The sequence below is a fragment of the Bacillus pumilus genome, assembly GCF_900186955.1.
GTDB lineage: Bacteria > Bacillota > Bacilli > Bacillales > Bacillaceae > Bacillus > Bacillus pumilus.
Window position 1 is genome coordinate 1,342,045 of sequence record NZ_LT906438.1, and the last position, 25,450, is coordinate 1,367,494.

Genomic DNA, 25,450 nt, shown 5'->3' on the forward strand with positions numbered 1-25,450 from the left:
AAGTAGGAGAAAAAATGGCAAACATAAGGGAGATTGCGAAAAGAGCGGGCGTATCTGTGACAACTGTATCACGTGTGTTGAATGATCATCCTTATGTCAAAGAGGAAAAACGAGAACGTGTTCTACATGCGATGAAAGAGCTCAAATATACGAGAAACATTCAAGCTGTCCATTTAGCAAAGGGCTATTCAAATATGCTTGGCATCGTTCTTCCGACGATTGAACACTCTTATTTCAGCAGTCTTGTCACAGGTATTGCAGAAAAAGCACAGGCGCGCGGTATGCATTTTGCTTTATTTCAAACGGGGTATGATCCATTAAAAGAAAAAGAAGCGTTAATGAGTTTAAAAGAACGTCGTGTGGATGGTTTAATATTTTGTTCAAATGCGTTAAGTGATGGGCATATTTTAAAGTGGCAGGAATCTGGGCCGATTATATTTTGTCATCCCACGCCGCATGATACATGCTCAACAGTGTCAATTGCACATGATCAAGCATTTAAGGAAGGCCTGCATCATTTGGCAGCATGCGGCCATCAACGAATTGCGATTGTTCTCGCCAGAACAGAAGGAGCGAATAGCGAGTCGCGCCTTCAGGCTTATCAAGACATGATGAAATCGCTCGGGCAGGCCATTGATGAAGAGTGGATCATTGAAGGGAAGCTATCACTTCTTGATGGGAAACGATTGTTTACAGAATGGAAGGAAATGAAAAATCGCCCTACGGCATTATTCATTACAAATGACGATGTCTCTGTAGGCTTTTTATTAGAGGCACAGCGTCATGACATAAAAGTAGGAGAATTTCCAGCCATACTGAGCTTTCAATATAACCAATTAAGTGAGGCTTTGGGGATTTCCAGCATTGATATTCCGCTGAAACGAATGGGTCAGGAAGCGTTTGACTTGTTCGATCGGGCCATAAAGGGAGAGGTGCCAGAGAAAAGAATGCTGCCATTCCGCCTGATCGAGCGATCAACCACCGTTTTCAAAAACAATCGTTGACGCACGTTTCATCTGTTTTGTACGATAAGAGGGATTGAATAAGAAGGAGTTGGGGATGTTCATGGAATCCTTCACCGTTGATAAAGCGTTAAATAATAATGTCATCATTGCAAGACACCCTTCTTTGGGCGAAGTAGTTCTGATTGGGAAAGGAATCGGCTTCGGGAAAAAATCGGGTGATGTTCTCGATCAAGATACATTTGAAAAAATGTTTGTCCTTAAAAATACAAAGGAACAAACAGAATATAAACAACTGCTTCACCACATTGATGAGAACATGATCGAGCTTGCCAATGACGTCATTTATCATATACGAGAAAAAATGGGACACCGTTTGAATGAGCATATTCATATTGCCCTGACTGACCATATTGCCTTTAGTTTTAAGCGGGTGCAGCAAGGATATGATATCACCAATCCCTTTATGCTTGAGACGAAGTCGTTGTATCCGAAAGAATACGAGGTCGCAAAGGAAGTCGTTGAGCTAATTAACGAGCGTCCTGATGTCGAAACCAAGCTGCCAGAAGGAGAGATTGGCTTTATTGCGCTCCATATTCACTCAGCTTTAACGAATCGGCCATTATCTGAGGTGAACCGTCATTCGCAGCTCATCACGCAAATGGTCCAAGTCATAGAAGATTCATTTCATATGAAAGTAGACAGAGAAAGTATTCATTATTTACGCTTATTGCGCCATATTACGTTTTCGATTGAGCGTATTAAACGGGAAGAATCTTTAGAGGAGCCAGAAAAATTGCTTCATCTATTGAAAAATGAATATCCTTTATGCTACAATACTGCTTGGAAAATGATCAAAATATTACAACATGCATTGAAAAAGCCTGTACAAGATGCAGAGGCTGTCTACCTAACCCTTCATCTGTACAGATTGACAAATAAAATTTCATAGTTTCCTTGAAACGTGTAACTGATTCGATCAGGCATGAGTGACTTAAGGTAAATACAGGATAAGATCCTGTTATTTGCGCAATCTTATATCACCATGCCTTTTTTTGTGTTTGAAAGTGAAATGTAAACGGTTAACTATGAAATGTATGTCAGGGAGCGTCCTGCTTGTATGTTGTAAGCGAAAATAAAAGGAGGTTCAACTAGTGTTTAAATCACTTTTTGGTGTGTTGCAAAAAATTGGACGAGCACTTATGCTTCCAGTTGCGATCCTTCCTGCTGCTGGTATTTTACTAGCACTTGGGAATGCGATGCAAAATCCGCAGCTGATCGATGTGGCTCAATTTTTAAGCAATGATACAATTCAGCTTGTTGCAAGCGTCATGGAAAATGCGGGGAACATTGTCTTCTCGAATCTTCCGCTCTTATTTGCTGTAGGGGTTGCCATCGGTCTTGCTAATGGAGACGGTGTGGCAGGGATTGCCGCAATTATCGGTTATCTTGTCATGAACGTAACGATGAGTGCCGTATTAATGGCCAACGGATCCATTCCATCCGATTCAATCAAATTGGCTAAGTTCTTTAAGGAAAGCCACCCAGCATATGTTAATATGCTCGGCATACCGACCTTATCTACCGGAGTTTTTGGCGGGATTATTGTCGGGGTATTAGCAGCTTATATGTTTAATAAATTTTACAAAATTGAGCTTCCGCAATATCTTGGCTTCTTTGCCGGTAAGCGTTTTGTTCCAATTGTTACATCTATTTCAGCACTTATTTTAGGGCTTTTGATGCTAGTCATTTGGCCGCCAATCCAAGGTGCACTGAACTCATTTTCAACAGGACTGCTTGCAGCGAATGAGCCGCTTGCTGCCTTTGTATTCGGTGTCATTGAACGCTCATTAATTCCGTTTGGTCTGCACCACATATTCTACGCGCCATTCTGGTATGAGTTCTTTAGCTATAAGAGCTTATCAGGAGATATTATCCGTGGTGATCAGCGTATCTTCATGGCTCAAATCAAAGATGGTGTTCAGCTGACAGCTGGTACATTCATGACAGGGAAATATCCGTTCATGATGTTTGGTCTCCCAGCAGCAGCACTTGCGATTTACCATGAAGCAAAACCAAAGAATAAAAAGCTTGTCGCAGGAATTATGGGATCAGCAGCCCTGACTTCTTTCCTAACAGGGATTACTGAACCGCTTGAATTCTCATTCTTGTTTGTTGCACCAGTGTTATTTGCAATCCACTGTGTATTTGCTGGATTATCCTTTATGATAATGGATATTCTAAACGTGAAAATCGGTATGACCTTCTCAGGAGGATTAATCGATTTCTTCTTATTCGGTATCTTGCCAAACAGAACCGCTTGGTGGCTTGTGATTCCAGTTGGTCTCGCACTTGCTGCTATTTATTACTTCGGATTTAGATTCGCCATTCGCAAATTTAATCTGAAAACGCCAGGCCGCGAGGATGAAGCAGCTGATGGTGCAGATAGTGCTAAGTCTGAAAAGGGTAATGACTTACCTTATGAAATTCTTGAAGCAATGGGTGACCAAGAAAACATTAAACACCTTGATGCTTGTATTACGCGTTTACGTGTCACTGTTAATGATCAGAAGAAAGTGGACAAGGACCGCTTGAAAAAGCTTGGTGCTTCAGGAGTTCTCGAAGTAGGGAACAACATCCAGGCCATCTTCGGTCCTCGCTCTGATAATTTAAAAACACAAATGCAGGACATCATTGCAGGCCGCACGCCTCGTCCAGCGAAAGATCCTTCTGCAAAAGAAGAAGTCAGCCAGCAGGTCGAAGAGGTCATTGCAAAACCGCTTCAAAACGAACTAGGTGAAGAAATCTTTGCATCACCAATTACAGGGGAGCTTCATCCGATTACAGATGTACCAGATCAAGTATTCTCAGGGAAAATGATGGGTGACGGTTTCGCCATCTTGCCAACAGATGGAACGGTGGTTTCACCGGTGAAAGGGAAGATCTTAAATGTATTCCCAACGAAACACGCAATTGGCCTACAATCTGACGGTGGACTTGAAATTTTGATCCACTTCGGTATTGATACGGTCAGCCTCAAAGGAGAAGGATTTGAAGCATTTGTACAAGAGGGAGATCAAGTAGAAATCGGTCAAAAACTCTTAGAGGTTGATATTGATAAAATTAAGTCTGAAGTACCATCTTTGATGACACCAATTGTATTTACCAACTTAAGTGAAGGACAATTTATTGACCTTCAAGAAGCCGGTGAAATCAAAGCTGGTCAAGAAAACATCATGAAAATTTCAAAATAATTTTCATAACTGCCGTTCTTGTTAGATGACAAGCTCGGCAGTATGATATAATATTGTGGATGTATTAATTGTATAAAAAGGAGATTGATAAAAATGGCTCAACAAACATTCAAAGTAACTGCAGATTCTGGAATTCACGCACGTCCTGCAACAGTACTTGTACAAACTGCTAGTAAATATGATGCTGATATCAACTTAGAATATAATGGTAAAACAGTGAACCTGAAATCTATTATGGGTGTAATGTCTCTAGGAATTGCGAAAGGTGCTACAATCACAATCTCTGCTTCTGGTTCTGATGAAAATGATGCACTTGCTGCGCTTAAAGACACAATGAAAAGTGAAGGCCTAGGCGAGTAATGCAACAACTGAAAGGAATCGGTGCTTCAGCAGGCGTTGCGATTGCAAAAGCATATCGTCTGGAAGAACCAGATTTAACAGTTCACCAAAAAGACATCAACGATCCAGAGACAGAAGTGAAGCGTTTTGAAGAAGCAATTCATGTTTCTAAACAAGAACTTGAAGCAATTAAAGAACATGCGCTAAAAGAGCTTGGCCAAGACAAAGCAGATATCTTTTCTGCACACCTTCTTGTGTTAAGTGATCCAGAGCTGCTAAACCCAGTAAAGGATAAAATCAACTCTGATAAAGTAAATGCTGAATTTGCTTTAAAAGAAACAGCGACAATGTTTGTTACGATGTTCGAAGCAATGGACAATGAATACATGAAGGAACGTGCAGCGGATATTCGCGACGTAACAAAACGTGTAATTGGACATTTGCTAGGCGTTGACATTCCGAATCCAAGCATGATTTCTGAAGAAGTGGTCATCATTGCTGAAGATTTAACTCCTTCTGATACTGCTCAACTAAACAGACAATTCGTCAAAGGGTTTGCGACAGATATCGGCGGTCGTACTTCTCACTCAGCGATTATGGCAAGATCAATGGAGATTCCAGCTGTTGTTGGAACAAAAGAAGCAACAAAAACGGTGAAAAATGGTGATCTGATCATTGTTGATGGTATTAGCGGAGACGTCATCATTCAGCCTTCTGAAGATGAAGTGAAAGCGTATCAAAAAAAGCATGAAGACTATTTAGCTAAAAAAGTGGAATGGGCGAAACTGGTTGACCAGCCAACGGTCACAAAAGACGGCGTTCACGTAGAGCTAGCTGCAAATATCGGAACACCTGAAGATGTAAAAGGTGTGCTTGAAAATGGCGGCGAAGCAGTCGGATTGTACCGTACAGAATTTTTATACATGGGCAGAGATCAGCTTCCTACAGAAGAAGAGCAGTTCGATGCGTATAAAACTGTTTTAGAGAAAATGGAAGGCAAAGCAGTGGTTGTCCGCACACTAGATATTGGTGGCGATAAAGAACTCCCTTACTTGCAGCTTCCAAAAGAAATGAACCCGTTTCTTGGCTTTAGAGCGATCCGCCTTTGCCTCGAAGAACAGGAGATTTTCAGAACACAACTACGCGCCTTACTTCGTGCAAGTACATATGGAAACTTGAAAATCATGTTCCCTATGATCGCGACGTTATCAGAATTTAGAGAAGCAAAAGCCATTTTACTTGAAGAAAAAGAAGCATTGGTTGCCGCTGGTACAGACGTGTCCGATTCCATTGAAATCGGTATAATGGTAGAAATTCCATCAACAGCTGTCATTGCAGACCAATTTGCAAAAGAAGTGGATTTCTTCAGTATTGGAACAAATGACTTAATTCAATACACAATGGCTGCTGATCGAATGAACGAACGAGTGTCTTATCTTTACCAGCCTTACAATCCAGCGATTTTACGTCTGATTACGCTTGTTATTGAAGCAGCGCATAAAGAAGGTAAATGGGTTGGCATGTGCGGAGAGATGGCAGGAGATGAAATCGCAATTCCTCTTCTTCTTGGATTAGGATTAGATGAATTCTCAATGAGTGCAACATCTATTCTTCCAGCAAGAACTCAGCTAAGCAAGCTTTCTAAGGAAGAAGCGGCATCATTTAAAGAGCATATTTTATCACTTAGCACGACAGAAGAAGTGGTTGATTTCGTGAAGAAAACGTTTCAACATAACTAAGTGAATTCAAACCAGACAGTAACCCTGTCTGGTTTTTTTGTCGAATTTTATCATATTGGGTCATATCCGTCAGAGAGAAGGGCATTCTATAAGAAAAATGGAGGTGACCAGATTGCCTTTCTCAGACTATAAACCGGGTGATCAAGTATATGTGATTTATCGAAATCCACATGCAGCAAACGTAGCACAAATTAAAGAAGCAGAAATTGTTTCACATCCATACAACGAAGAGGAGCTTGCCCTATTTTTACTTGAAACGTACCATCCCTTGGCTCCAGATGATGCGGTCTTTCCAACATATGAAGAAGCAGAAGCTCTTTATCAAGATTTGTTTGAATAAGGGAGATTTTAGAAAGGATAAAAGCCATCCTGCACGGTTAAAGTAACGGTATGAAAACCTATAAGGTAAGGATGTGCTAAATATGATCAAACCTTTTGTGCCCCAGCTTGTGTACATTGAACCACGGGCGTTAGAGTACCCGTTAGGACGAGAGCTGAAGGAAAAGTTCGAGGGGATGGGTATTGAAATAAGAGAAACGACTTCACATAACCAAGTAAGAAATATTCCGGGTAAAAATGACTTACAAAAGTATCGTAATGCGAAATCAACGCTTGTCATTGGTGTGAGGAAAACGTTGAAGTTTGATACGTCTAAACCATCTGCGGAGTATGCGATCCCATTTGCAACAGGCTGTATGGGTCATTGCCATTATTGTTATTTGCAAACAACAATGGGAAGTAAGCCATATATTCGAACATATGTGAATGTTGAAGAAATATTAGATCAGGCGGAGCAGTACATGAGTGAGCGTGCGCCAGATATCACAAGGTTCGAAGCTTCTTGTACGTCAGATATTGTAGGAATTGACCATTTGACACATACACTAAAGACAGCGATTGAATACTTTGGCCAGACTGATCTTGGTAAGCTTCGCTTTGTGACAAAATTTCATCATGTCGATCATTTACTTGATGCAAAACATAATGGCCGGACAAGATTCCGCTTTAGCATCAATGCGGATTATGTCATTAAATATTTCGAACCTGGAACATCACCGCTTGATCAGCGGATTGAAGCGGCTGTCAAGGTCGCAAAGGCAGGCTATCCTCTTGGCTTTATTATTGCCCCAATTTACATTCATGAAGGCTGGCAGGAAGGGTATAAAGTTCTTTTTGAAAAGCTAGATGCAGCCCTTCCTGAAGATGTGAGGCACGATATCACCTTTGAAATGATCCAGCATCGTTTTACAAAACCAGCGAAGCGTGTCATCCAAAAAAACTATCCGAAATCAAAATTAGAATTAGATGAAGAAAAAAGAAGATACAAGTGGGGTAGATATGGAATCGGGAAATATATCTACCAAAAAGATGAGGAACAAGAACTAAGACAGACGTTAGAATCATATATTGATCAGTACTTTCCGTCTGCAAAAATTGAATATTTTACTTGAAGCAAGCCTTTTTGGGCTTGTTTTTTCTATTTAAATTTTCTCACAACTATTGAATGCGGTATCAATGATGCCGATATATACAATGAGGTATGAAAGTAGGATATAGGGGTGTGAGGAGATGTTTAAGAAACTTCAAGTGAGAATAGCTGTTTTCATCTCAGTTATTTTAATTTTAACCGTTGTGGCAGTTCAAGTGGGTTCCAACATGGTATTAACACCACTGATTGAACGAGATGCAAAAACGACCGCCACAGCAACGGCAGAAAGCCTGAAAGACATTATTACAGAAAAGCTTGATAATTACGGCAATACAATTAACAAATTGGCAACAGGTAAAATAACTGAAGAATTTGCGCAAAAACAAACAAAGCAAACACTGGATTTTGAAAAAAGTGCAATAAAAAACTTGCAGGAACAGGATAAACTCATTTCGTTTGCTTATATTGGAACAACTGATGGCAAAATGCTCGGCTTCCCGGAGTTCGATCTTGGCCAAGGGTATGATCCATCTAAACAAGGCTGGTTTAAACAAGCAGTCGAAAAGCCTGATCAGGTTGTTTGGACAGATCCATATATTGATGAAGCAACGAAAAAAGTGATTGTCTCAGCCACGAAGGCGATTGTCAAAAATGGAAAGGTCATTGGAGTCGCTGGACTTGATTTGAAGCTCTCCTCCATTCAATCTTATATAAATGAACAAGAGATTCCTTATAAAGGGACCGCTTTCTTAGTTGATAACACAGGCACCATTTTGGCGCATCCAACACAGCAAGGAAAAAACATATCAAAGGTCGCCTCTGTGAAAAAAGCGCTTGACAACTCAGGTATTGATGACAGCAAAGAACTGACGGTCATATCTAAAATCAAAGAAGCCGATTGGACGGTTGGCGTGAGCTTTGAGAAAAAGAAACTGCTTTGGATTACAGAACAAATGAATCAGACAAGTATCATTATATCCGTCATTGCCATTATTCTTGCGATGATCCTTAGCTTCTTATTGGCAAGAAGCATTACAACGCCAATCAAGCGTCTAACAGGGCATGTGCGTAAAGTGTCAGAAGGCGATTTAACAAGTACGCTTGAAGTGAAGTCCAAAGATGAAATTGGTCTCCTCACGAAAAGCTTTAATCAAATGATAGAGGACATTAGGGAGTTAATTGAAAAAGTAAAAGGGGCTTCAGAGCAAGTTGTGACATCAACGGATGAAGTGACCCAAATTTCAAATGAAACCTTGCTGTCGAGCGAACAGATTGCAACGGCCATTCAAGAGGTGGCAACAGGGGCGTCTAAGCAGGCATCAGATGCAGAAACGATTAATGAGAAATCAGAGCATTTGTATGAGAAAGTGCGCCATATGGGTGAGCTTGCCTCACAAATGCAAACCAACTCAAAATCATCTGAAGATGCGAGCTATAAAGGGCTAGATGCACTTGGTGTGCTCGTCCAAAAATCAACAAAAGCGAGCGAAGAATCGAAAAAGGTGGAGCAAATGCTGCTAGACCTTGAGCATAAAACGAAAAATATTGAAAACGTGGTGACAGCGATTTCTCAAATTTCGGATCAAACGAATTTACTTGCACTGAATGCAAGCATTGAAGCAGCGAGAGCTGGAGAAAGCGGAAGAGGCTTTGCTGTTGTTGCAGAAGAAGTTAGAAAGCTTGCTGAACAATCTGCGCAATCAACAAAACACATTAGTGAAACCGTCAAACTCATTCAAGATGAATCGAAGAAGGCGGCTGAAGCGATGACAGTAGCAAGTAAGATGAATGAGGAACAAGGTGACGCCATTAATGCAACAGGCGAGGCGCTGAGCAGCATCACAATGGAAATGCAGGCACTTGTCGGATCAATCGACAGTATTCATTCACAGATCAATGAAATGACAGAAGAACAACAGAAGATGAGTGACTCCATTCAAAGTATTGCGGCAATTTCTGAAGAATCTGCAGCTTCAGCTGAGGAAGTGCATGCGTCTACAGATGAACAAGTTCAAGCGTTAGAAAGAACGAAAACTTCGACTGAACTGCTGAACGAATCAAGCCAGGCGCTCCATCAGGCGGTTGACCGATTTAAAGTGTAATCAAGCAGAAAGGAACCTTGCGACGTGAGCAAGGTTCTTTTTGTATGATAAAATAAAGCAGAGGAGGTGTTGACATGAATGTCAATTTATCTGGAAAAAAAGCATTGGTCGCTGCAAGCAGTCAAGGTATCGGAAAAGCGATTGCCTTTGCTCTAGCAAAAGAGGGAGCAGAAGTCATGCTTTCAGGAAGACATGAGCACACGCTGAAAGAAACGGTGAAAGAACTATCTCCGCTTGTAAAAGGAAAGCTGACTTATCAAGTATGTGATGTGTCTGACGCGCAGCAAATCAAGGCGTTAGTTCAAGCGGCAGCTGGTGATGAGAAGTGCTTAGACATTCTTGTGAACAATACAGGCGGTCCTAAAACAGGGACACTTGAAACCTTAACAGATGAAGACTGGATGGAATCATTTCAGCTTCATTTACTCAGTTATATTCGATTATTAAAAGAGGCCTTGCCTTATTTGAAAAAACGCGGTGCACGCGTGTTAAACATTGCGTCTATGTCAGTAAAAGAACCGATCCCAGGCTTGATGCTGTCAAATACGTTTAGACCGGCTATTGTCGGCTGGACAAAAACAGCCGCTCAGGAGCTTGCCAAGGATGAAATTTTGATCAATACGTTAGCCCCTGGGAAAATTGAAACAGACCGCGTCAAACAGCTCGACAAGCACCGCGCGCAGGCAGAGCACCAAACGGTTGAAGAAATCAAAGCACAGGCTGAACGTACGATTCCGCTTGGCCGTTATGGACAGCCAGAGGAATTTGCAGCATATGCAGCCTTTCTTTTATCTGAAGCCAATACATATATGACAGGTCAAACACTTATCATTGATGGTGGATTGACAAAGTCTCTTTAAGGAGGAACAAGTGATGACACAAATCAAAACAGTTGGTTTTATTGGAATTGGTGTAATGGGACGCAGTATGGCTGAACATTTAATGGATGCAGGTTATGAAGTTCTCGTTTATACAAGAACAAAAGCGAAAGCAGATGCACTCATTCAAAAAGGCGCATCATGGAAGCCGGAAGTGAAGGAAATTGCACAACATGCAGATGCTGTCATCACAATGGTAGGATATCCATCAGATGTAGAAGAAATCTATTTAGGTGAAGAGGGGCTTGTGGCACATGCTACGCCTGGTACTTATCTGATAGATATGACGACATCGAAGCCTCAGCTGGCAAAAGAAATTGAAGTGAAAGCGAAAGAAAAAGGGCTGTTTGCATTAGATGCACCAGTTTCTGGCGGAGACGTAGGTGCAAAAAATGCAACGCTTGCGATTATGATTGGCGGAGAAAAATCAGCCTATGAAGCGTGTTTGCCCTTATTTGAGAAAATGGGCGAAAACATTCAATATCAAGGACCTGCAGGAAGCGGCCAGCATACCAAAATGTGTAACCAAATTGCGATTGCAGCAGGCATGGTAGGTGTCGCAGAGGCTATGGCCTATGCCGAAAAATCAGGACTTGATCCAGAGCACGTGCTCAAAAGCATCACAACGGGTGCGGCAGGAAGCTGGTCCTTGTCAAACCTTGCACCAAGAATGTTGAAAGGTGATTTCGAGCCAGGGTTCTACGTGAAGCATTTTATTAAAGATATGGGCATTGCACTTGAAGAAGCAGAGCTGATGGGAGAAGAGATGCCTGGGCTCTCACTTGCGAAGTCACTTTATGAGAAGCTGCGTGAACAGGGCGAAGAAAATAGCGGCACACAAAGTATATATAAATTATGGGTGAAATAAAAAAGCCTGTCCTACTTCGGGACAGGCTTTTTAGATAACTTATTTTCCGATGAATTGCTGTGTCCAGTAGTTGCCAGATTTCACATAACCAACACCGATATGTGTATAGTTTTTGTTTAAGATATTGGCTCTATGACCTTCACTGTTCATCCAAGCAGTCACCACTTCTTGTGGAGATCTTTGACCTTGGGCAATGTTTTCACCCGCTGTTTTGTAAGTGATCCCGAATTTCTTCATTTGATCAAATGGAGATCCGTAAGTTGGGCTTGTATGAGAGAAATAGTTTTTATCTTTCATATCTTGAGATTTTGCACGAGCAGATTTGCTTAGCTTTGAATCAACAGAAAGTGCTTTTAATCCTTGCTTTGCACGCTCTTTGTTTGTAAGCTCAACGACTTCTTTTTCAAATGCATTCAAGCTGCTGTCTGCTTTTGCTGTCGTTGTGTCTTTTTGATCAGCTTTTGTATTGTTGTTTGTATTTTGTTTTGCTGGCGCACTTGGTTTAGAAGCAGTAGGTTTTTTCACTGATTCTTGTTTTTGTTCATTTTTTGCTTTGTTTACTTCTTTCACCACTTTTGTGCCAGTAACAGGTTGACCGCTTTTGATCAGCTTGTTTAAAAGAGCTTCGATCTCTTTTTGATTCGACTTGCTTAGCTTGTTTACATCTGAAGAGATATGTAATTTTGTAGCTAATGTATGAAGATCAATGGTTTGATGCTGTACATGTATTACTTGTTTCAGGTTAAGCTCCTTCGCATCAGCTGAATGTCCCCCAGTGAACGTGATGAGTGCAGCAGCCGTTAGCGCTGAAAAAAAGAATGATTTCTTCTTCATATTGTAACTCCTCCTAAAATCTTTGTTTTGTTTTCTCACAGAAAATCATAACATGGACTTTTTGTTATAAACGTACCAGCATCCTCCATTGACAATGCCTGTTTGTCATTTTTGTTAAAGTCACAAAAAAACCCGCCTCATATCAAAGGATAGGGAATTCTTCCATTTAATGAAAACGACATAAACATACCAATATTTTAAAGTGTTAGTATATTTTTTTGCATAATAGGGATTGACAGCTTTTTTTCACTTGTTTCGCTGTAACAACTATTACAAAAGTGTTACAATAATGAGTGGTAATTGTAAAAGATTGAAAGGATGAGAGGAGCTACATAAGTGGGAGAGAAACAGCATCAAGGTGGTGCCGAGCAGAAAAAATTCAAGCGCCGGAACGCCTGGAGGATTAATCTCTTTTTCTTCGCTGTCTTTAGTTTGTTTGCTGTGCTTGTGATCAAGCTTGGTGTGCTGCAAATCGTCAATGGTGAGGATTATAAAAAGCAGGCTAACCGAACAGAGGTCAAAACAGCATCATACCCTTCTCCGAGAGGAAAAATGTATGACGCGAGAGGAAGAGTCGTCGTTGATAATGAAAGTGTACCTGCCATCGTTTATACATCAGAAAGCGGTGTGAAAGCGAAGGATAAGATTAAGGTAGCAAGAAAACTTGCGACTTATATAAAAATGGATACTGATTTTTTGAGAGAGCGTGACATTCGAGATTTTTGGCTGGCAAGCCATCCGAAAGAAGCGGATAAGCTCATTTCAAAAGCAGAGCAAAAGAATCTTAAAGCAAAAGATGTCTATCCGCTTCAAGTAGAGCGCGTGCCTAAGAAAGAAGTTAAGGCGATCGAAAAAGATGCAGAGGAAAAAGCAGTTGCAGCGATCTATCGTCGATTTACAGGCGGATATGCCTTTGAGCCTCAAATCGTGAAAGCAATGGACCCCAATGAAGAGAAAAAAGGGGACGAAAAAGTTGCTTTACTCGATGAAACAAAAGAGTCAAAGCAGACATCATCTGTGAGTTTGACCTATGAAGAGATTTCACTTGTGTCAGAGCATCTTGATGAACTGCCTGGTGTGAATGTCATCAATGATTGGACAAGAAAATATCCGTATGAGAAGACCCTTTATAATGTACTTGGCGGTGTGACCACACCAGAGCAAGGGATTATAAAAGAGCGTGAAGATTACTATATGGCAAGAGGCTACTCACGTAATGACCGAGTAGGGAAGAGCTATTTAGAGTATCAATACGAGGATTTTCTGAACCCGGAGAAAGCGACTGTTCAATATACTCAGGTTGGCGGGAAGCTGCTCGATGAAATCAAGCGGACAGAGGGACGAAGAGGACTTGATCTTGCACTGACATTTGATATGGAGCTGCAAAAGGAAGTCGACAAGATCGTCGAATCAGAGCTTAGATCCGCTAGTGCGAGAAACTATATGATGGACCGTGCATTTGTCGTGATGATGGACCCTAACACTGGGGATGTTCTTGCGATGTCTGGCAAGAAAATGGACGGCAGAGACGTCACTGATTATGCCATCGGAACATTTACGACCCAGTACGAAATGGGCTCTGTTGTCAAAGGAGCTACTGTACTTGGCGGTTATCAGGACGGAATGTCGCACAACCAATCCTATATGGATACACCGCTCTATTTTGCAGGAAGTGGTGGAAAGCCGAAACAGTCATACAAAGTTCTTGGATGGGTCAATGATCTTCAGGCTCTCCAAAAAAGTTCCAACGTCTACATGTTCCAAGTAGCGATGAGAATGGCGGGCATCATTTATCAAAAGGATGGTCCGTTACCGGCAAGACCTGAGCACTTGCAAAAAATGAGAAACTACTATGCGCAATTTGGTCTTGGCGTGAAAACAGGGATCGATTTGCCGCAGGAATCAAGCGGGATGCAGACGCATCCGAAGACGGTCGGCGGACTTTTGCTCGATGAAGCAATTGGCCAGTATGACACGTATACACCGCTTCAAGTTGCCCAGTACATGTCAACGATCGCTAATGGAGGAAATCGCGTTCAGCCAAGAGTGGTGAAAAGCGTTCACCTTCCAACAAAGAAGGATGAAGTAGGCCCAGTCGTGAAAAAATATGAGCCGAAGGTATTGAACACGATTAACAACTCGAAAGCAGATATTGACCGCGTCAAAATGGGACTGAAAATGGTCACATCGACCGGCGGTACTGCCGCAGGCCGTTTTGGTCAGCATGATGTCTCAGGAAAAACAGGGACGGCCCAAACCTTTTACTACGGTGCCAACCGCAGCTGGTGGGGAAACCCCACTTACAATTTAACCTTTGGAGGATATTATCCATCGTCCAATCCAAAAGTAGCTTTTAGTGTCGTGACACCTTATGTCTCAGACAAAGATTCCGTCATTAAAACCATCCCAAGTAAAATTATTGATAAGTACGTTGAATTACAAAAGAAATACGAAAAGCAGTAAACAGCAGAGAGCACATCAAGAGAATGTGCTCTTTTTTGCTGAAAATATGGACGTTTCCCTCGATGACGGAAGGAAAATACGGGTTTTCTAGCGAATCTTTTTTATACATCAATCTAAGGACAACCCTAAAAAATGAAAAGGAGGGTCGGACGACGATGGAACAAAAAATGAAAGATTCGAATCAGCTTTATTCGAATATCGATTTACATGCCGTTCTTTCTTCTAATGGCCGCTTTCTCTACATTTCTTCTAACTGTAAGCAGCTTTTGCTTTATGAACAAAAGGATTTACTAGGGTGTTTTTTGAAAGACTTTGTTCATACCGAAGATCAATTTCTCGTCGAGAGTTATTTCTACAATCAGCACATGCTAGAGATTTCCCACTTTAGGCTGCTTAGAAGTGACCTAACAGCTGTATGGATTGAAGCTAGTATTGATTTTGTTGCTTGTGATGCGTTAGACAGTGAATTAAGTAGAGAAATGATCCTAAAAATGAGGGTGCTGGACGCTGAACCGCAAAAAGCAGCATTTCAAACAACATCAGAAGTGTCAGAACAGTCGTTAGGCAGTCTGCCGGCTTTCCAACATGTCAGTGAAGCTGAACAATTGATTGCCATGCTGCCAAATCCGTTATGTATTACGATTTTAGGGGAAATTGTTTATGCGAATGATGCGATGCTTCAATTAATGGGGGTAAGTACAAGAGATGACATGATCGGCAAAACTGCATTTGACTTTATTGCTGAGGAGTACCATGACATTGTGAGAAGCCGAATTACAAGGCTGCAACAAGGTCTTCCAGTCGGAATGATTGAACAGATATGGAAGCGGAAAGATGGAAGCAGCATCCATATCGAAGTGAAGTCATCACCAACGATCTATCAAAGTCAGCGGGCAGAGCTTTTGCTGTTAGTAGACATCTCATCCCGTAAGAAATTCCAAACCGTTCTGCAAAAAAGCCGGGAGCGTTATCAGCTGCTCATCCAAAACTCCATTGATACGATTGCGGTCATTCACGATCACAAATGGGTGTTTATGAATGAATCAGGCATTAAATTATTTGAAGCCGAGCATTACGATAAATTAATAGGAAAAGATATTTTCCATCAAATCCATTCCTGTGACCAGCAAAAAGTGAAAAAAAGCATATCACGTATTATTGAAAGAGCATCAGATTCTGAGATTGTCACGATGAGCTGTCATACGTTTAAACACAAACTGATTTATACAGAAATGGTGTGTATCCCAACTACATTTTTTGGAGAAACAGCCGTTCAAATTATTTTAAGAGATATATCCGAACGTAAGCAGACAGAAGAGCTCATGCTCCGGTCTGAAAAATTATCGATCGCAGGTCAATTGGCTGCGGGCATTGCACATGAGATCAGGAACCCATTGACTGCCATCAAAGGCTTTTTGCAGCTCATTAAACCGAAAACGAAAGATCGGGATCAATATTTCGAGATTGTTTTCTCTGAACTGAGCCGGATAGAAATTATCTTAAGCGAGCTGCTCATGCTGGCAAAACCGCAGCAAACGGCATCGATGCAGACACTTGATTTGAAAAAAATCATCAGCGAAGTCACGGCTTTATTAGAAACACAAGCGAACTTAAATGGCATTTTAATGAACACGAGTGAAATAGAAGAGGATCTCCTGATGAACGGGGATCAAAATCAGCTCAAGCAGGTGTTTATCAATTTAATCAAAAATGCCGTAGAATCCATGCCGGACGGAGGGAAGGTTGACATTACGGCCAAAGCAGAAAGAGATGGAATTCACGTCACCATTCGTGATGAAGGGGTTGGCATTCCTGAATCGGTCATGAAGCGAATAGGAGAGCCCTTTTTAACGACAAAGGAAAAAGGGACTGGACTTGGCCTTATGGTGACATTTAATATTTTAGAAAATCACAACGGGACGATCCGTGTGGATAGTCATCCCGAAAAGGGCACCGTATTTCACATCATGTTTCCTGCAAAATAAAAACAACGGCAGGAGAGCCGTTGTTTCAGTCTGTTAAATGAATAGAACGCTTTTCAAGAACGAATTGTTCTAGGCGGTCAAGTCCTTCTTTCAGTGTTTCAAGTGAATAAGCATAGGATAGACGCACATACCCCTCGCCGAGTGGAGAGAAAGCAGACCCTGGTACGACAGCAAGTCTTGTACTTTCTAACAGCTCCATACAAAAATCAAAGGAACTCATCCCAAACGATTCAATGGATGGAAAAATATAAAAAGCGCCAGAAGGCTTAATGACCGGAAGCCCCATAGAAATGAGCCGATCGTATACATAATCGAGCCTTTTCTTATATTGCTCTCTCATGATGAGTGCATCATCCACACCATTTGTCACAGCTTCAAGTGCCGCCTTTTGTGAGACAGCCGAGGCACAAGACACGTTATATTGATGTACTTTTAATACATGTTTAGCAATTGGAGCTGAAGCAAATAAAAAGCCAATTCTCCAACCAGTCATGCTATGAGACTTAGACAGTCCGTTAATCACAATGGTCTGTTCCTTTAAGAAAGAAGCGATTGAATGATGCGGCCGGTCAAATGTCAGCTCGCTATAGATTTCATCGGATAAAATAAAGATGTCTTTTCCTTCAAGGAGCTGGGCAATCTCTTTCAATTCTTCTTCTGAAAGCGTGACACCAGTTGGATTTGAAGGATAAGGAAGCACAACACACTTTGTTTTTTCCGTTAATGCATCCTCAATCAGCTTGGCATTTAATTTAAAGCCAGCATTCGTTGTGTCGATATGTACGGGCTTCCCCCCGCACATTCGAATGATCGGTTCATAGCCAGGGTAGACAGGTCCAGGTAAAATCACTTCATCACCCTCTGACAAAATGGTTCGAAACGCAGCATCAATCGCTTGACTTGCACCTGTCGTCACAATGATCTCTGACTCTGCATCATAATCAAGGTTGACTTTCTTCTTGATGTAGTGCTGGATTGCTTGTCTTAGCTCTAGGAAACCAGCATTATGAGTGTACGAAGTGAAATTCTCGTCAATGGCTGCTTTTGCAGCTGTTTTGACATGATGCGGCGTATAAAAATCGGGCTGGCCTATCGTCAAAGATACGACATCCTCATATGACGATACGAGATTTGAAAATGTTCGAATGCCTGAAATTTCAATATCCTTTACTCTTGGATTCAGCAAATGCTCCATTTCTCATCACCTTAAAAATTTATGTTTTTATCCTATTTTACCATTCACTGCATAAATGTCACCTGCGAAAGGCACTGGATATCATTATCTGTAGTCTATTCTCCTATTCATCACAGCATGAGTGATATATTGAAGAAAGAGCAACATTTATTATAGCGTAACCTCACGAGAAAATACAGGCTGCGATAACATGATTAGAAAACGGCAAAACGGTGTAAACTGAAAGAACGTGAGAATCAGGGTCATGGGAATTGCTTTCATAGACATACGATCTCCTAAAGGAGGACGATAAATGGAACAATCAGCGAAGACATCAAAAATAGCGTTTCTATCCGTGATGAGTAACACATTTGTTGTCATCTTAAAAATCATTGTAGGTCTGCTCACTGGATCTGTTGCGGTTTTATCAGAAGCCATTCATTCTTTTCTCGATTTAATGGCATCTTTTATTGCATTTATCTCTGTTCGTATTTCAAGAAAGCCAGCAGATTCTAAACATCCTTATGGACATGGAAAAGTCGAAAATATTTCTGGAACGATTGAGACCTTACTGATTTTCGTTGCGGGCATTTGGATCATCTACGAATGTGTTCACAAATTAATGCATCCAGAGCCAGTCAAGCTGCCTGTACTTGGCATTGTGGTGATGCTATTAGGCGCGATCATCAACTTTATCGTATCGAAGGTTGTGAACAAAGAGTCGGAAAGGGTCCATTCTGTCGCCATGAAATCGAATGCATTGCACCTGTTAACAGATGTGTATACGTCATTAGGGGTCGCATTCAGTTTATTGCTTGTCGCATTAACCGACTGGTATTTCTTAGATCCGATCATTGGAATGATACTTGCTCTCTTTATTATGCGTGAAGCATTTAAACTCATGAAAGAAGCCTTCCCGCCGCTCGTAGACGCCCGGCTAACGCCCGAGGAAGAACAATCGATCGAAGCAATCATTCAAGGATTCAGTCAAGAATTCATCGAATATCATGACTTTCGAACAAGACGATCCGGTGCAGAGGAATATATTGATTTTCATTTGATTGTAGATGGCAAGACAACGATAGAAGATGTTCATCAATTATGTGATCGAATTGAAGAGAAGATTCAGCAAGAATTTCCGCATGCACAAATCTTTATTCATGTAGAACCTGAAAGTGAAAGAAGCACGCAAACGTAAAAAGGCGATCAACCAACTTAGGTTGTATCGCCTTTTTTACGCTTCATCTATGAAATGAAATCAATATCCATAAGCAGTATCGTAATCTTCATACCAAGAGATATAAGCTGCGTCATCATTTGACAAACCATGCTTCATGTCTAAAAAATCAGCTTCGCAAATATCTTCAATCACAGTCATTTCATTGTTATTTAATAGTACGACAGTTCCCATCATGAACACCTTTCTTTAAAAAATCCTTGACTATTGTACCATGTGAAGAACGATTGTCAACAGCAGAATGGAAACAAGACGAAAATATCACAAAATGTTAAAAAATCAGGAGGTAAAAGAACTAGAAGTACCATGATTTTCACAAATTTTCAGTATTTATTCACATAAATCATTGAGGACGAACTGATCTAAAATATATGTAAAAGTGTAAAGGTACATTGATCTTGCGATATTCATAAGATATAATAACGAATGATTATAAGAAATTTATAGAAAACATACATAATAAAGGAGAAATAGGATGGAAACAAACATAACAGAACCACACATTCAAGAAAAGAAACATCCTGAGCTAGCAGGCGTAGGCTATCGTTTTCTTGCACACCTTTTGGATGGTATCATCATCGGCGTACCATATTCTTTTATCATGTTTATTTTGGCAACACTCTTTTTTGTCTCAAGTCCAGAGGCAGCATTGATGATGGATGACGACAGCTATTACTATTCAACAACTGTTATGACAGATGAGGAATGGGCAGTGATTATGGGACTTATCTTTTTCTATATAGGAGCGATCTTGGTCGGTATTGTGGTGACATGGCTTTATTACGCCATCATGGAATCATCAAAACTGCAAGGAACGCTTGGTAAGATGGCTCTTGGGATTAAAGTGACAAGAGTAACGGGCGAAAAAGTGACATTCGGCCGTGCAACAGGTCGCTTCTTTGCAAAAGGCTTTTTGTCTCCAATCTTATATATTGGCTACATCATTGCCTTTTTCACAGAGAAAAAACAAGCACTTCACGATTTAATTGCAAGTACCATTGTTGTGAAGAAATAATGAAAAAAAGCACCTCTGCTCAATCGTAAGAGGTGCTTTTTGTATAGATTGCTTGTATGGAAGAGGGACGTATGACATAAAATAGAATGATAGTGAAAAATCAGGCAGGGAAGGGAGACAAACGATTGAAAACAGGGAAAAAGACCATGCAGAAAAAAGGGGCAGGCTTCGGGCTGTTTTTGACAGCACCCATTTTGGCCTGGGCATTGTATGACTTTGCAAATACGATATTTTCATCGAATATGATCACCATTTTCTTCCCGTTCTACTTGCAGGAAACAATCGGAGACAGTGCGAGAATGGATCAGATCGCTAGTACATTTATTTCTTATGCAAACGCACTAGCCAGTTTTTTTCTCGTCATTTTCACACCATTATACGGAGTCCTGATCGATCGTACAGGAAAAAAGAAGCGCTATATCACAGTGTTTACTCTAATATGTATAGCTTGTACATTTTTGATGGGGATCTTTGCTGGGATTGATTTCTCAAGCGAATGGTTTGGGCTGCCTGTCTCTTTATTAGTAGTGGTCACCTTGTTTGTGATCGCAAAATTCTTCTATCACTCGAGCCTAGTGTTTTATGACACCATCCTGCCCGATCTTGGGACAAAGGATGAAATACCGCTTATTTCTGGATTTGGCATTGCCGTTGGTTATTTAGGGACACTTGTTGGTCTCACAGTTTATTTACTTGTTGGCAATGACCAATTTCATGAAGCATTTATTCCGACAGCACTATTATTCTTTCTCTTTTTCCTGCCATTTCTCTTTTTTGTAAAAGACCCTCATCCACTGCCGCAGCCAGAGAAAAAGGCGTCATTTTTCAGCGGATATAAAGAAATTATTCGCACGTTTAAAGAGATGAAACATTACAAGCCGGCTTTTATCTTTATGATTGCTTTCTTTTTTATGAATGATGCCTTACAGACAGCGATTGCGATGATGGCGGTGTACGCCAAAATCATCATTGGCTTTACCGCTGGACAATTTATTCTGCTTTATCTTGTGTCGACCATTTCAAGTATCATTGGCTCCTTTTTATTTGGATATATCACAAAAGCGATTGGGGCAAAGCGCTCGATTACAGTCGTGTATGTGATTTTGATCGTTGCCCTGATTCTGGCTGTCACAGCCACAACGGAATGGATCTTCTGGGTGGCTGGCAGTTTATTCGGTATTTCACTCGGCGCAAGCTGGGGGGCATCACGAATATTGATTATCGAGCTGACACCGAAGGAAAAGAGAGGACAGTTTTTTGGTCTCTTCGCATTCTCAGGGAAGGTGTCTTCCATTATTGGACCCATCATTTATGGGTCAGTCACTCTGCTGTTTGCAGAGCACGGAAACCTCGCAAGCCGCCTTGCGCTAGGGTCTTTACTTATTCTTGCAGCGATAGGACTTGTGATTCATCAATTCGTACGAGAGAAAGCGTAAAGAAACGTCAACTTTTTACCTATGCTGCCGATATAAAAAGTACAATCTTATATTGAAGAATAGAGGGATTTCCGTGGCTTTAAACAAACAAGAAATTTTACTTGACTCTGGTACCAATGAATTGGAAATTGTGAAGTTTGAAATTGGTTCAAATCAATTCGGCATTAACGTCATGAAAGTAAGAGAAATCATCCAGCCGGTTGAGGTGACGGCAGTACCGCACTCTCATCAAGATGTAGAAGGGATGATTAGTTTACGAGGCGAGATTTTACCAGTCATCAATCTATTTTCCTTTTTTAATGTCGAGTCAGATCAGTCAGAACAAGAGAAATATATTGTGACTGAATTCAACCAACGGAAATTTGTGTTCCATACAGGAACGGTATCACAAATTCACCGCGTCAGCTGGGAAGAGATTGAAAAGCCAACTGCACTCAATCAAGGGATGGAACGTCATTTGACCGGTATCATTAAGCTTGATGAGAAAATGGTTTTTCTTCCAGATTATGAGAAAATCATTTATGATATTGAATCCGCTTCTGGAGTAGAAACGTATCATATGTTTGACGGTGAGAAAGACGAGAGAAGAACAGGGAAGAAGCTTTATGTCGTTGAAGACTCTCCGCTTCTCATGCGTTTATTAACAAATGAATTAACCGAAGCAGGCTATAAAAACATTGTGACCTTTGAAGACGGGAAACAGGCATATGACCACGTCATGGACCTTGTTAGCAAAGGAATTACTGTGACAGAAGAAATTGATATGATTATTACAGATATTGAAATGCCTAAAATGGATGGTCACCGATTAACGAAACTGTTGAAGGAAAATCCTTTAACAAGTTCCATACCGATTCTTATCTTCTCTTCGTTAATCACTGAAGATTTGCGCCATAAAGGGGAAACAATTGGTGCAGATGATCAAATTAGTAAACCAGAAATTCATCAGCTGATTGAAAAAGTCGATCACTTTATTATCTAAAGGAAAAACCACTCGTCATGAGTGGTTTTTTGTTTAAAAATAACTTTCCCTGAGTCGTTTGAAGACGGGCTTTGTATAATGTGATTTTTGTTTTGTGGCGGTAGGTTTTTCTTTTAAACCGACATACGTTTGAAGCAGTTGCTTTGCTCGGTTTAATGACATATTCGCTTTCGGATTGCGATATGATTGATTTAAATTTCCTAAGTGTGGCAAAAATTCGAAGTCTTCTTTGGTTGGTGGCAGGTGAAAATAATAATCTCCAATTTCAATCAGCACGTCGGACTGTTGTTGACTATATTTGGGATTGTTAGAGAAATGTAGGCCCACTTTTTTTCCTTTACCTTCTTGCAATAGTTTTTGCAGCGCACGTTTTTTCAAAAGATAAAGAAACTTGGGATTTGGTGCGGTTTTAGCATGACGGTTAACAGTATAAATGGCTTTTGCGATGTTTTCTGCTGTAGGTTCTATGTCTTTAGTATGAGCATAATCGTCCATTTTTTCTCTCCTTTGTCTTTCGTCTTCCTGTGCTTAGTATAAATTATACGTTTTTATTAGTAAATTGCAAATAGACTTATTGTGAAAAGCGATAGGATTTCCATTGTTCTTATTTACAATAGCCATTCATGACGGTTCTAAAACGTGTTTGTATATAAAAATGACAGAATGGTGTGCAAAGACACTAGTATCTATCCATCATGATTTTTCTTCAATCTGTTTCAGTTACAAAGAATGCGGCGCTTTTAATTTTCTATATGCTAAAGGTGTCGTATTTTTTATTCTTTTAAACATACTAATAAAATAACTTGTGCTGTTGAAGCCGACTTTGTAAGCAATTTCTGTTATATTGAAGTCTGTTTCTTGAAGCAGGATGAGACTTTGTTGAACTCTATATTCATTCACATAATGTAGAGGTGTCTTCTTTAGAATATCTTTGAAGTATCTGCAGCATTCAGATCGGCTTAGCTGACCTGCTCGAGCGATATCTTGAAGAAGCACCTTTTCGTGATAATGCTGGTGAATCCAATTCAGCATAGGTTTCATCCGTTCATTTTTATCATGCTGCCGTGCATCATATTTTATTTGAAAGCCATTTTGTAATAAACATTTCCACATGGTGATGAGTTGAATGTTGAGTTCAAGCTCATAATATGCTGGAGTTTCATCAATTAATCGCTGAATGGTTTGAATACATTGATAGATATGATTTGGCCAGTGGTCTTTTCGGTTCAATAAAATATAAGGTGTCTGACTCGCATGCATATAAGGATGAACGAAAGTGGTAAATAATTCATTAGCTGTGATGAAATGTGGGGAAACGTTTAGACAAAGATATGTACAAGTTGTCCCATTCGCATCTTTTGCCATATGCAGGCAGCCACAATTGATGAATACGCCATCTCCTTCCTTCAAACATATCGTCTCTTCATTGATGTGAAATTCAGCTTCCCCCTCTAAAATAAAAACAAATTGGAATTCGTCATGCCAGTGAAGAGGGATGTGGCCGCTTCTATGATCACAAATTTTCGTATGATAAAGAGCGATAGACCAGGTCGTAGTAGAATGCTCCGTTAATTCTTTCAAATTGTAGTCAATAAGAAAATGATAGTTGTTCATGGTTCTCCTCAATATTCTTTTATTTTTATGTTCAATTGATATATCAATATGTAACAAAGTGAACTACTATCAACTATATTATCATGATTGTTTGAGAGTTGAGGAGAACGAAATGGATAGAAATAAGGGAATTTTGCTTGTTTTGATTGGTGCCATCTGTTGGGGAGTAGGAGGAACTGTTTCACAAAAATTGTTTCAGCAATATGGGATTTATGTCAATTGGCTTGTGACTGTCAGGCTGCTTATTTCAGGTGGACTGCTTTTATTTGTTCATTTCATGACAAAAGAACGAGCGCAACTAATTGGTGTGTGGAAAAAGAAGAGGACGGCTATGCAAGTCCTTATATTTGGAGTAATGGGCATGCTAGCTGTTCAATATACTTATATGGCATCCATTCAACTTGGGAATGCAGCTGTGGCGACGCTTCTGCAGTATACGGCCCCTGTTATGATTATCATGTATTTAGTACTTCGCCGCCAATCTACTTTTACCAAAAGAGATATGCTGACGGTGTCATTGGCGTTCATGGGCATGTTTCTCTTGTTGACGAATGGTTCTGTTTCAACATTAACCGTTCCATTTGTCGCAGTGGTTTGGGGAATACTGTCTGCTGTAGCGCTTTCGTTTTATACGCTATATCCAATTAATCTGTTAAAAGAATTTGATTCTCTAGTCGTTGTCGGCTGGGCGATGCTGATTGGGGGAGCCGCCCTTAGCTTAGTCCATCCGCCATGGAAGATAAATCTGTCACATTTACCTGTTGAAGCGTATGTATATTTATTGTTTGTTATCATATTTGGTACAATGATCGCTTTTTGGTTTTACATAGAAAGCTTGCAATATTTATCACCGAAAGAGTCAAGCTTAATTGGAAGTGTCGAGCCCCTTGCGGCAGTTGTCACGACTGTTTTTTGGTTAAAGGAGCCATTTGGTTTTTTTCAATGGGCTGGGACAGCTTGTATAGTATACATGATTTTATTCATGGCATTATATCAGCCGAAAAAATGAGAAGGAAGGGTGTTCAAAGAGAGATTTTCATTGCAAGAAGAATTGACTGGATGAAATATATATGAAGTGAACTATTACTTCGTGATAACTACCTATTTAAATAAATGGGTAGTTTCTCAATTTGTATTCA

22 protein-coding genes are annotated in these 25,450 nt (G+C 40.5%); 17 read left to right on the forward strand and 5 right to left on the reverse strand.

What is annotated here, in order from left to right; all coding sequences use genetic code 11:
* Positions 1-14: 14 nt before the first annotated feature.
* From CKW02_RS06740 to CKW02_RS06785, 10 genes are all read left to right on the forward strand, one after another.
* Positions 15-1,004 (forward strand): LacI family DNA-binding transcriptional regulator, encoded by a 990-nt coding sequence (locus tag CKW02_RS06740; RefSeq protein WP_003212069.1) that lies wholly within the window; start codon positions 15-17, stop codon positions 1,002-1,004.
* A 55-nt stretch (positions 1,005-1,059) separates the two neighbouring features.
* Positions 1,060-1,914, forward strand: coding sequence for a glucose PTS transporter transcription antiterminator GlcT (gene glcT, locus CKW02_RS06745; RefSeq protein WP_003212366.1), 855 nt, complete (start codon positions 1,060-1,062; stop codon positions 1,912-1,914).
* 202 nt (positions 1,915-2,116) lie between these two features.
* Positions 2,117-4,216, forward strand: coding sequence for a glucose-specific PTS transporter subunit IIBC (ptsG, locus tag CKW02_RS06750; protein ID WP_003210849.1), 2,100 nt, complete (start codon positions 2,117-2,119; stop codon positions 4,214-4,216).
* Positions 4,217-4,309: 93 nt separating this feature from the next.
* A complete protein-coding gene (locus CKW02_RS06755; RefSeq protein WP_003211078.1) occupies positions 4,310-4,576 on the forward strand; it encodes a phosphocarrier protein HPr in 267 nt (88 codons plus the stop codon).
* Entirely contained in the window at positions 4,576-6,294 is a 1,719-nt protein-coding gene (ptsP, locus tag CKW02_RS06760) for a phosphoenolpyruvate--protein phosphotransferase (protein ID WP_003211258.1), read from the forward strand. The genes CKW02_RS06755 and ptsP overlap by 1 nt, the downstream gene beginning before the upstream one ends.
* 97 nt (positions 6,295-6,391) lie before the next feature.
* A complete protein-coding gene (locus CKW02_RS06765; RefSeq protein ID WP_044331928.1) occupies positions 6,392-6,634 on the forward strand; it encodes a transcriptional regulator SplA domain-containing protein in 243 nt (80 codons plus the stop codon).
* An 82-nt stretch (positions 6,635-6,716) separates the two neighbouring features.
* Positions 6,717-7,745 (forward strand): spore photoproduct lyase, encoded by a 1,029-nt coding sequence (gene splB, locus CKW02_RS06770; RefSeq protein ID WP_003210815.1) that lies wholly within the window; start codon positions 6,717-6,719, stop codon positions 7,743-7,745.
* Between the two features lie 118 nt (positions 7,746-7,863).
* On the forward strand, positions 7,864-9,825 hold the full coding sequence (locus CKW02_RS06775; protein WP_003212395.1) for a methyl-accepting chemotaxis protein: 1,962 nt from the start codon (positions 7,864-7,866) through the stop codon (positions 9,823-9,825).
* 74 nt (positions 9,826-9,899) lie between these two features.
* Positions 9,900-10,685: an SDR family oxidoreductase gene (locus CKW02_RS06780; protein ID WP_003212246.1), complete on the forward strand. Its 786-nt coding sequence runs from the start codon at positions 9,900-9,902 to the stop codon at positions 10,683-10,685.
* 13 nt (positions 10,686-10,698) lie between these two features.
* A complete protein-coding gene (locus CKW02_RS06785) occupies positions 10,699-11,571 on the forward strand; it encodes an NAD(P)-dependent oxidoreductase (RefSeq protein WP_003211880.1) in 873 nt (290 codons plus the stop codon).
* 39 nt (positions 11,572-11,610) lie between these two features.
* On the opposite strand, the gene CKW02_RS06790 is transcribed toward CKW02_RS06785, so the two are convergent.
* Positions 11,611-12,405, reverse strand: coding sequence for a CAP domain-containing protein (locus tag CKW02_RS06790; RefSeq protein ID WP_003212087.1), 795 nt, complete (start codon positions 12,403-12,405; stop codon positions 11,611-11,613).
* Between the two features lie 336 nt (positions 12,406-12,741).
* Here CKW02_RS06790 and CKW02_RS06795 point away from each other — a divergent pair, with 336 nt between their 5' ends.
* Together CKW02_RS06795 and CKW02_RS06800 are read left to right on the forward strand one after the other, a co-directional pair.
* Complete coding sequence (locus CKW02_RS06795) at positions 12,742-14,868, forward strand: peptidoglycan D,D-transpeptidase FtsI family protein (protein ID WP_003211242.1); 2,127 nt, start codon at positions 12,742-12,744, stop codon at positions 14,866-14,868.
* Positions 14,869-15,023: 155 nt separating this feature from the next.
* Positions 15,024-16,853 carry a PAS domain-containing sensor histidine kinase gene (locus tag CKW02_RS06800; RefSeq protein WP_003211539.1) on the forward strand — a complete coding sequence of 610 codons (1,830 nt, stop codon included), beginning with the start codon at positions 15,024-15,026 and terminating at the stop codon, positions 16,851-16,853.
* A 25-nt stretch (positions 16,854-16,878) separates the two neighbouring features.
* On the opposite strand, the gene CKW02_RS06805 is transcribed toward CKW02_RS06800, so the two are convergent.
* Positions 16,879-18,048 (reverse strand): aminotransferase A, encoded by a 1,170-nt coding sequence (locus CKW02_RS06805; RefSeq protein WP_003210942.1) that lies wholly within the window; start codon positions 18,046-18,048, stop codon positions 16,879-16,881.
* A 292-nt stretch (positions 18,049-18,340) separates the two neighbouring features.
* Between CKW02_RS06805 and CKW02_RS06810 the strand changes: the two genes are divergently transcribed.
* The gene (locus tag CKW02_RS06810; protein ID WP_003212107.1) at positions 18,341-19,225 is read left to right on the forward strand and encodes a cation diffusion facilitator family transporter; all 885 of its coding nucleotides are present in this window, start codon (positions 18,341-18,343) and stop codon (positions 19,223-19,225) included.
* 60 nt (positions 19,226-19,285) lie between these two features.
* Here CKW02_RS06810 and CKW02_RS20265 read toward each other — a convergent pair whose 3' ends face one another.
* Entirely contained in the window at positions 19,286-19,438 is a 153-nt protein-coding gene (locus tag CKW02_RS20265; protein ID WP_003212049.1) for a hypothetical protein, read from the reverse strand.
* A gap of 301 nt (positions 19,439-19,739) precedes the next feature.
* Between CKW02_RS20265 and CKW02_RS06815 the strand changes: the two genes are divergently transcribed.
* From CKW02_RS06815 to CKW02_RS06825, 3 genes are all read left to right on the forward strand, one after another.
* On the forward strand, positions 19,740-20,279 hold the full coding sequence (locus CKW02_RS06815) for an RDD family protein (protein ID WP_003211813.1): 540 nt from the start codon (positions 19,740-19,742) through the stop codon (positions 20,277-20,279).
* 125 nt (positions 20,280-20,404) lie between these two features.
* Positions 20,405-21,715, forward strand: a complete 1,311-nt coding sequence (locus CKW02_RS06820; protein WP_034620047.1) for an MFS transporter — start codon at positions 20,405-20,407, stop codon at positions 21,713-21,715.
* Between the two features lie 73 nt (positions 21,716-21,788).
* Positions 21,789-22,697, forward strand: coding sequence for a chemotaxis protein (locus CKW02_RS06825; RefSeq protein ID WP_003212225.1), 909 nt, complete (start codon positions 21,789-21,791; stop codon positions 22,695-22,697).
* Positions 22,698-22,730: 33 nt separating this feature from the next.
* Here CKW02_RS06825 and CKW02_RS06830 read toward each other — a convergent pair whose 3' ends face one another.
* Together CKW02_RS06830 and CKW02_RS06835 are read right to left on the reverse strand one after the other, a co-directional pair.
* Positions 22,731-23,192 carry a YkyB family protein gene (locus CKW02_RS06830; protein WP_095117788.1) on the reverse strand — a complete coding sequence of 154 codons (462 nt, stop codon included), beginning with the start codon at positions 23,190-23,192 and terminating at the stop codon, positions 22,731-22,733.
* Positions 23,193-23,417: 225 nt separating this feature from the next.
* On the reverse strand, positions 23,418-24,311 hold the full coding sequence (locus tag CKW02_RS06835) for an AraC family transcriptional regulator (RefSeq protein WP_003210930.1): 894 nt from the start codon (positions 24,309-24,311) through the stop codon (positions 23,418-23,420).
* A 112-nt stretch (positions 24,312-24,423) separates the two neighbouring features.
* On the opposite strand from CKW02_RS06835, the gene CKW02_RS06840 reads away from it, so the two are divergent.
* Positions 24,424-25,320 (forward strand): DMT family transporter, encoded by an 897-nt coding sequence (locus tag CKW02_RS06840; protein WP_003211579.1) that lies wholly within the window; start codon positions 24,424-24,426, stop codon positions 25,318-25,320.
* Positions 25,321-25,450: the final 130 nt, after the last annotated feature.

Excerpts from the sequence above, each read along its gene's own strand:
- ptsP (WP_003211258.1), top strand. The coding sequence starts at position 4,576 with ATGCAACAACTGAAAGGAATCGGTGCTTCAGCAGGCGTTGCGATTGCA.
- CKW02_RS06790 (WP_003212087.1), bottom strand. The coding sequence starts at position 12,405 with ATGAAGAAGAAATCATTCTTTTTTTCAGCGCTAACGGCTGCTGCACTC.
- CKW02_RS06765 (WP_044331928.1), top strand. The coding sequence starts at position 6,392 with ATGGAGGTGACCAGATTGCCTTTCTCAGACTATAAACCGGGTGATCAA.
- CKW02_RS06755 (WP_003211078.1), top strand. The coding sequence starts at position 4,310 with ATGGCTCAACAAACATTCAAAGTAACTGCAGATTCTGGAATTCACGCA.
- CKW02_RS06810 (WP_003212107.1), top strand. The coding sequence starts at position 18,341 with ATGGAACAATCAGCGAAGACATCAAAAATAGCGTTTCTATCCGTGATG.
- CKW02_RS06740 (WP_003212069.1), top strand. The coding sequence starts at position 15 with ATGGCAAACATAAGGGAGATTGCGAAAAGAGCGGGCGTATCTGTGACA.
- CKW02_RS06785 (WP_003211880.1), top strand. The coding sequence starts at position 10,699 with ATGACACAAATCAAAACAGTTGGTTTTATTGGAATTGGTGTAATGGGA.
- CKW02_RS06830 (WP_095117788.1), bottom strand. The coding sequence starts at position 23,192 with ATGGACGATTATGCTCATACTAAAGACATAGAACCTACAGCAGAAAAC.
- CKW02_RS06780 (WP_003212246.1), top strand. The coding sequence starts at position 9,900 with ATGAATGTCAATTTATCTGGAAAAAAAGCATTGGTCGCTGCAAGCAGT.
- CKW02_RS06840 (WP_003211579.1), top strand. The coding sequence starts at position 24,424 with ATGGATAGAAATAAGGGAATTTTGCTTGTTTTGATTGGTGCCATCTGT.
- CKW02_RS06775 (WP_003212395.1), top strand. The coding sequence starts at position 7,864 with ATGTTTAAGAAACTTCAAGTGAGAATAGCTGTTTTCATCTCAGTTATT.
- CKW02_RS06815 (WP_003211813.1), top strand. The coding sequence starts at position 19,740 with ATGGAAACAAACATAACAGAACCACACATTCAAGAAAAGAAACATCCT.
- CKW02_RS06800 (WP_003211539.1), top strand. The coding sequence starts at position 15,024 with ATGGAACAAAAAATGAAAGATTCGAATCAGCTTTATTCGAATATCGAT.
- CKW02_RS06835 (WP_003210930.1), bottom strand. The coding sequence starts at position 24,311 with ATGAACAACTATCATTTTCTTATTGACTACAATTTGAAAGAATTAACG.
- splB (WP_003210815.1), top strand. The coding sequence starts at position 6,717 with ATGATCAAACCTTTTGTGCCCCAGCTTGTGTACATTGAACCACGGGCG.
- CKW02_RS20265 (WP_003212049.1), bottom strand. The coding sequence starts at position 19,438 with ATGGGAACTGTCGTACTATTAAATAACAATGAAATGACTGTGATTGAA.
- glcT (WP_003212366.1), top strand. The coding sequence starts at position 1,060 with ATGTTCATGGAATCCTTCACCGTTGATAAAGCGTTAAATAATAATGTC.
- CKW02_RS06805 (WP_003210942.1), bottom strand. The coding sequence starts at position 18,048 with ATGGAGCATTTGCTGAATCCAAGAGTAAAGGATATTGAAATTTCAGGC.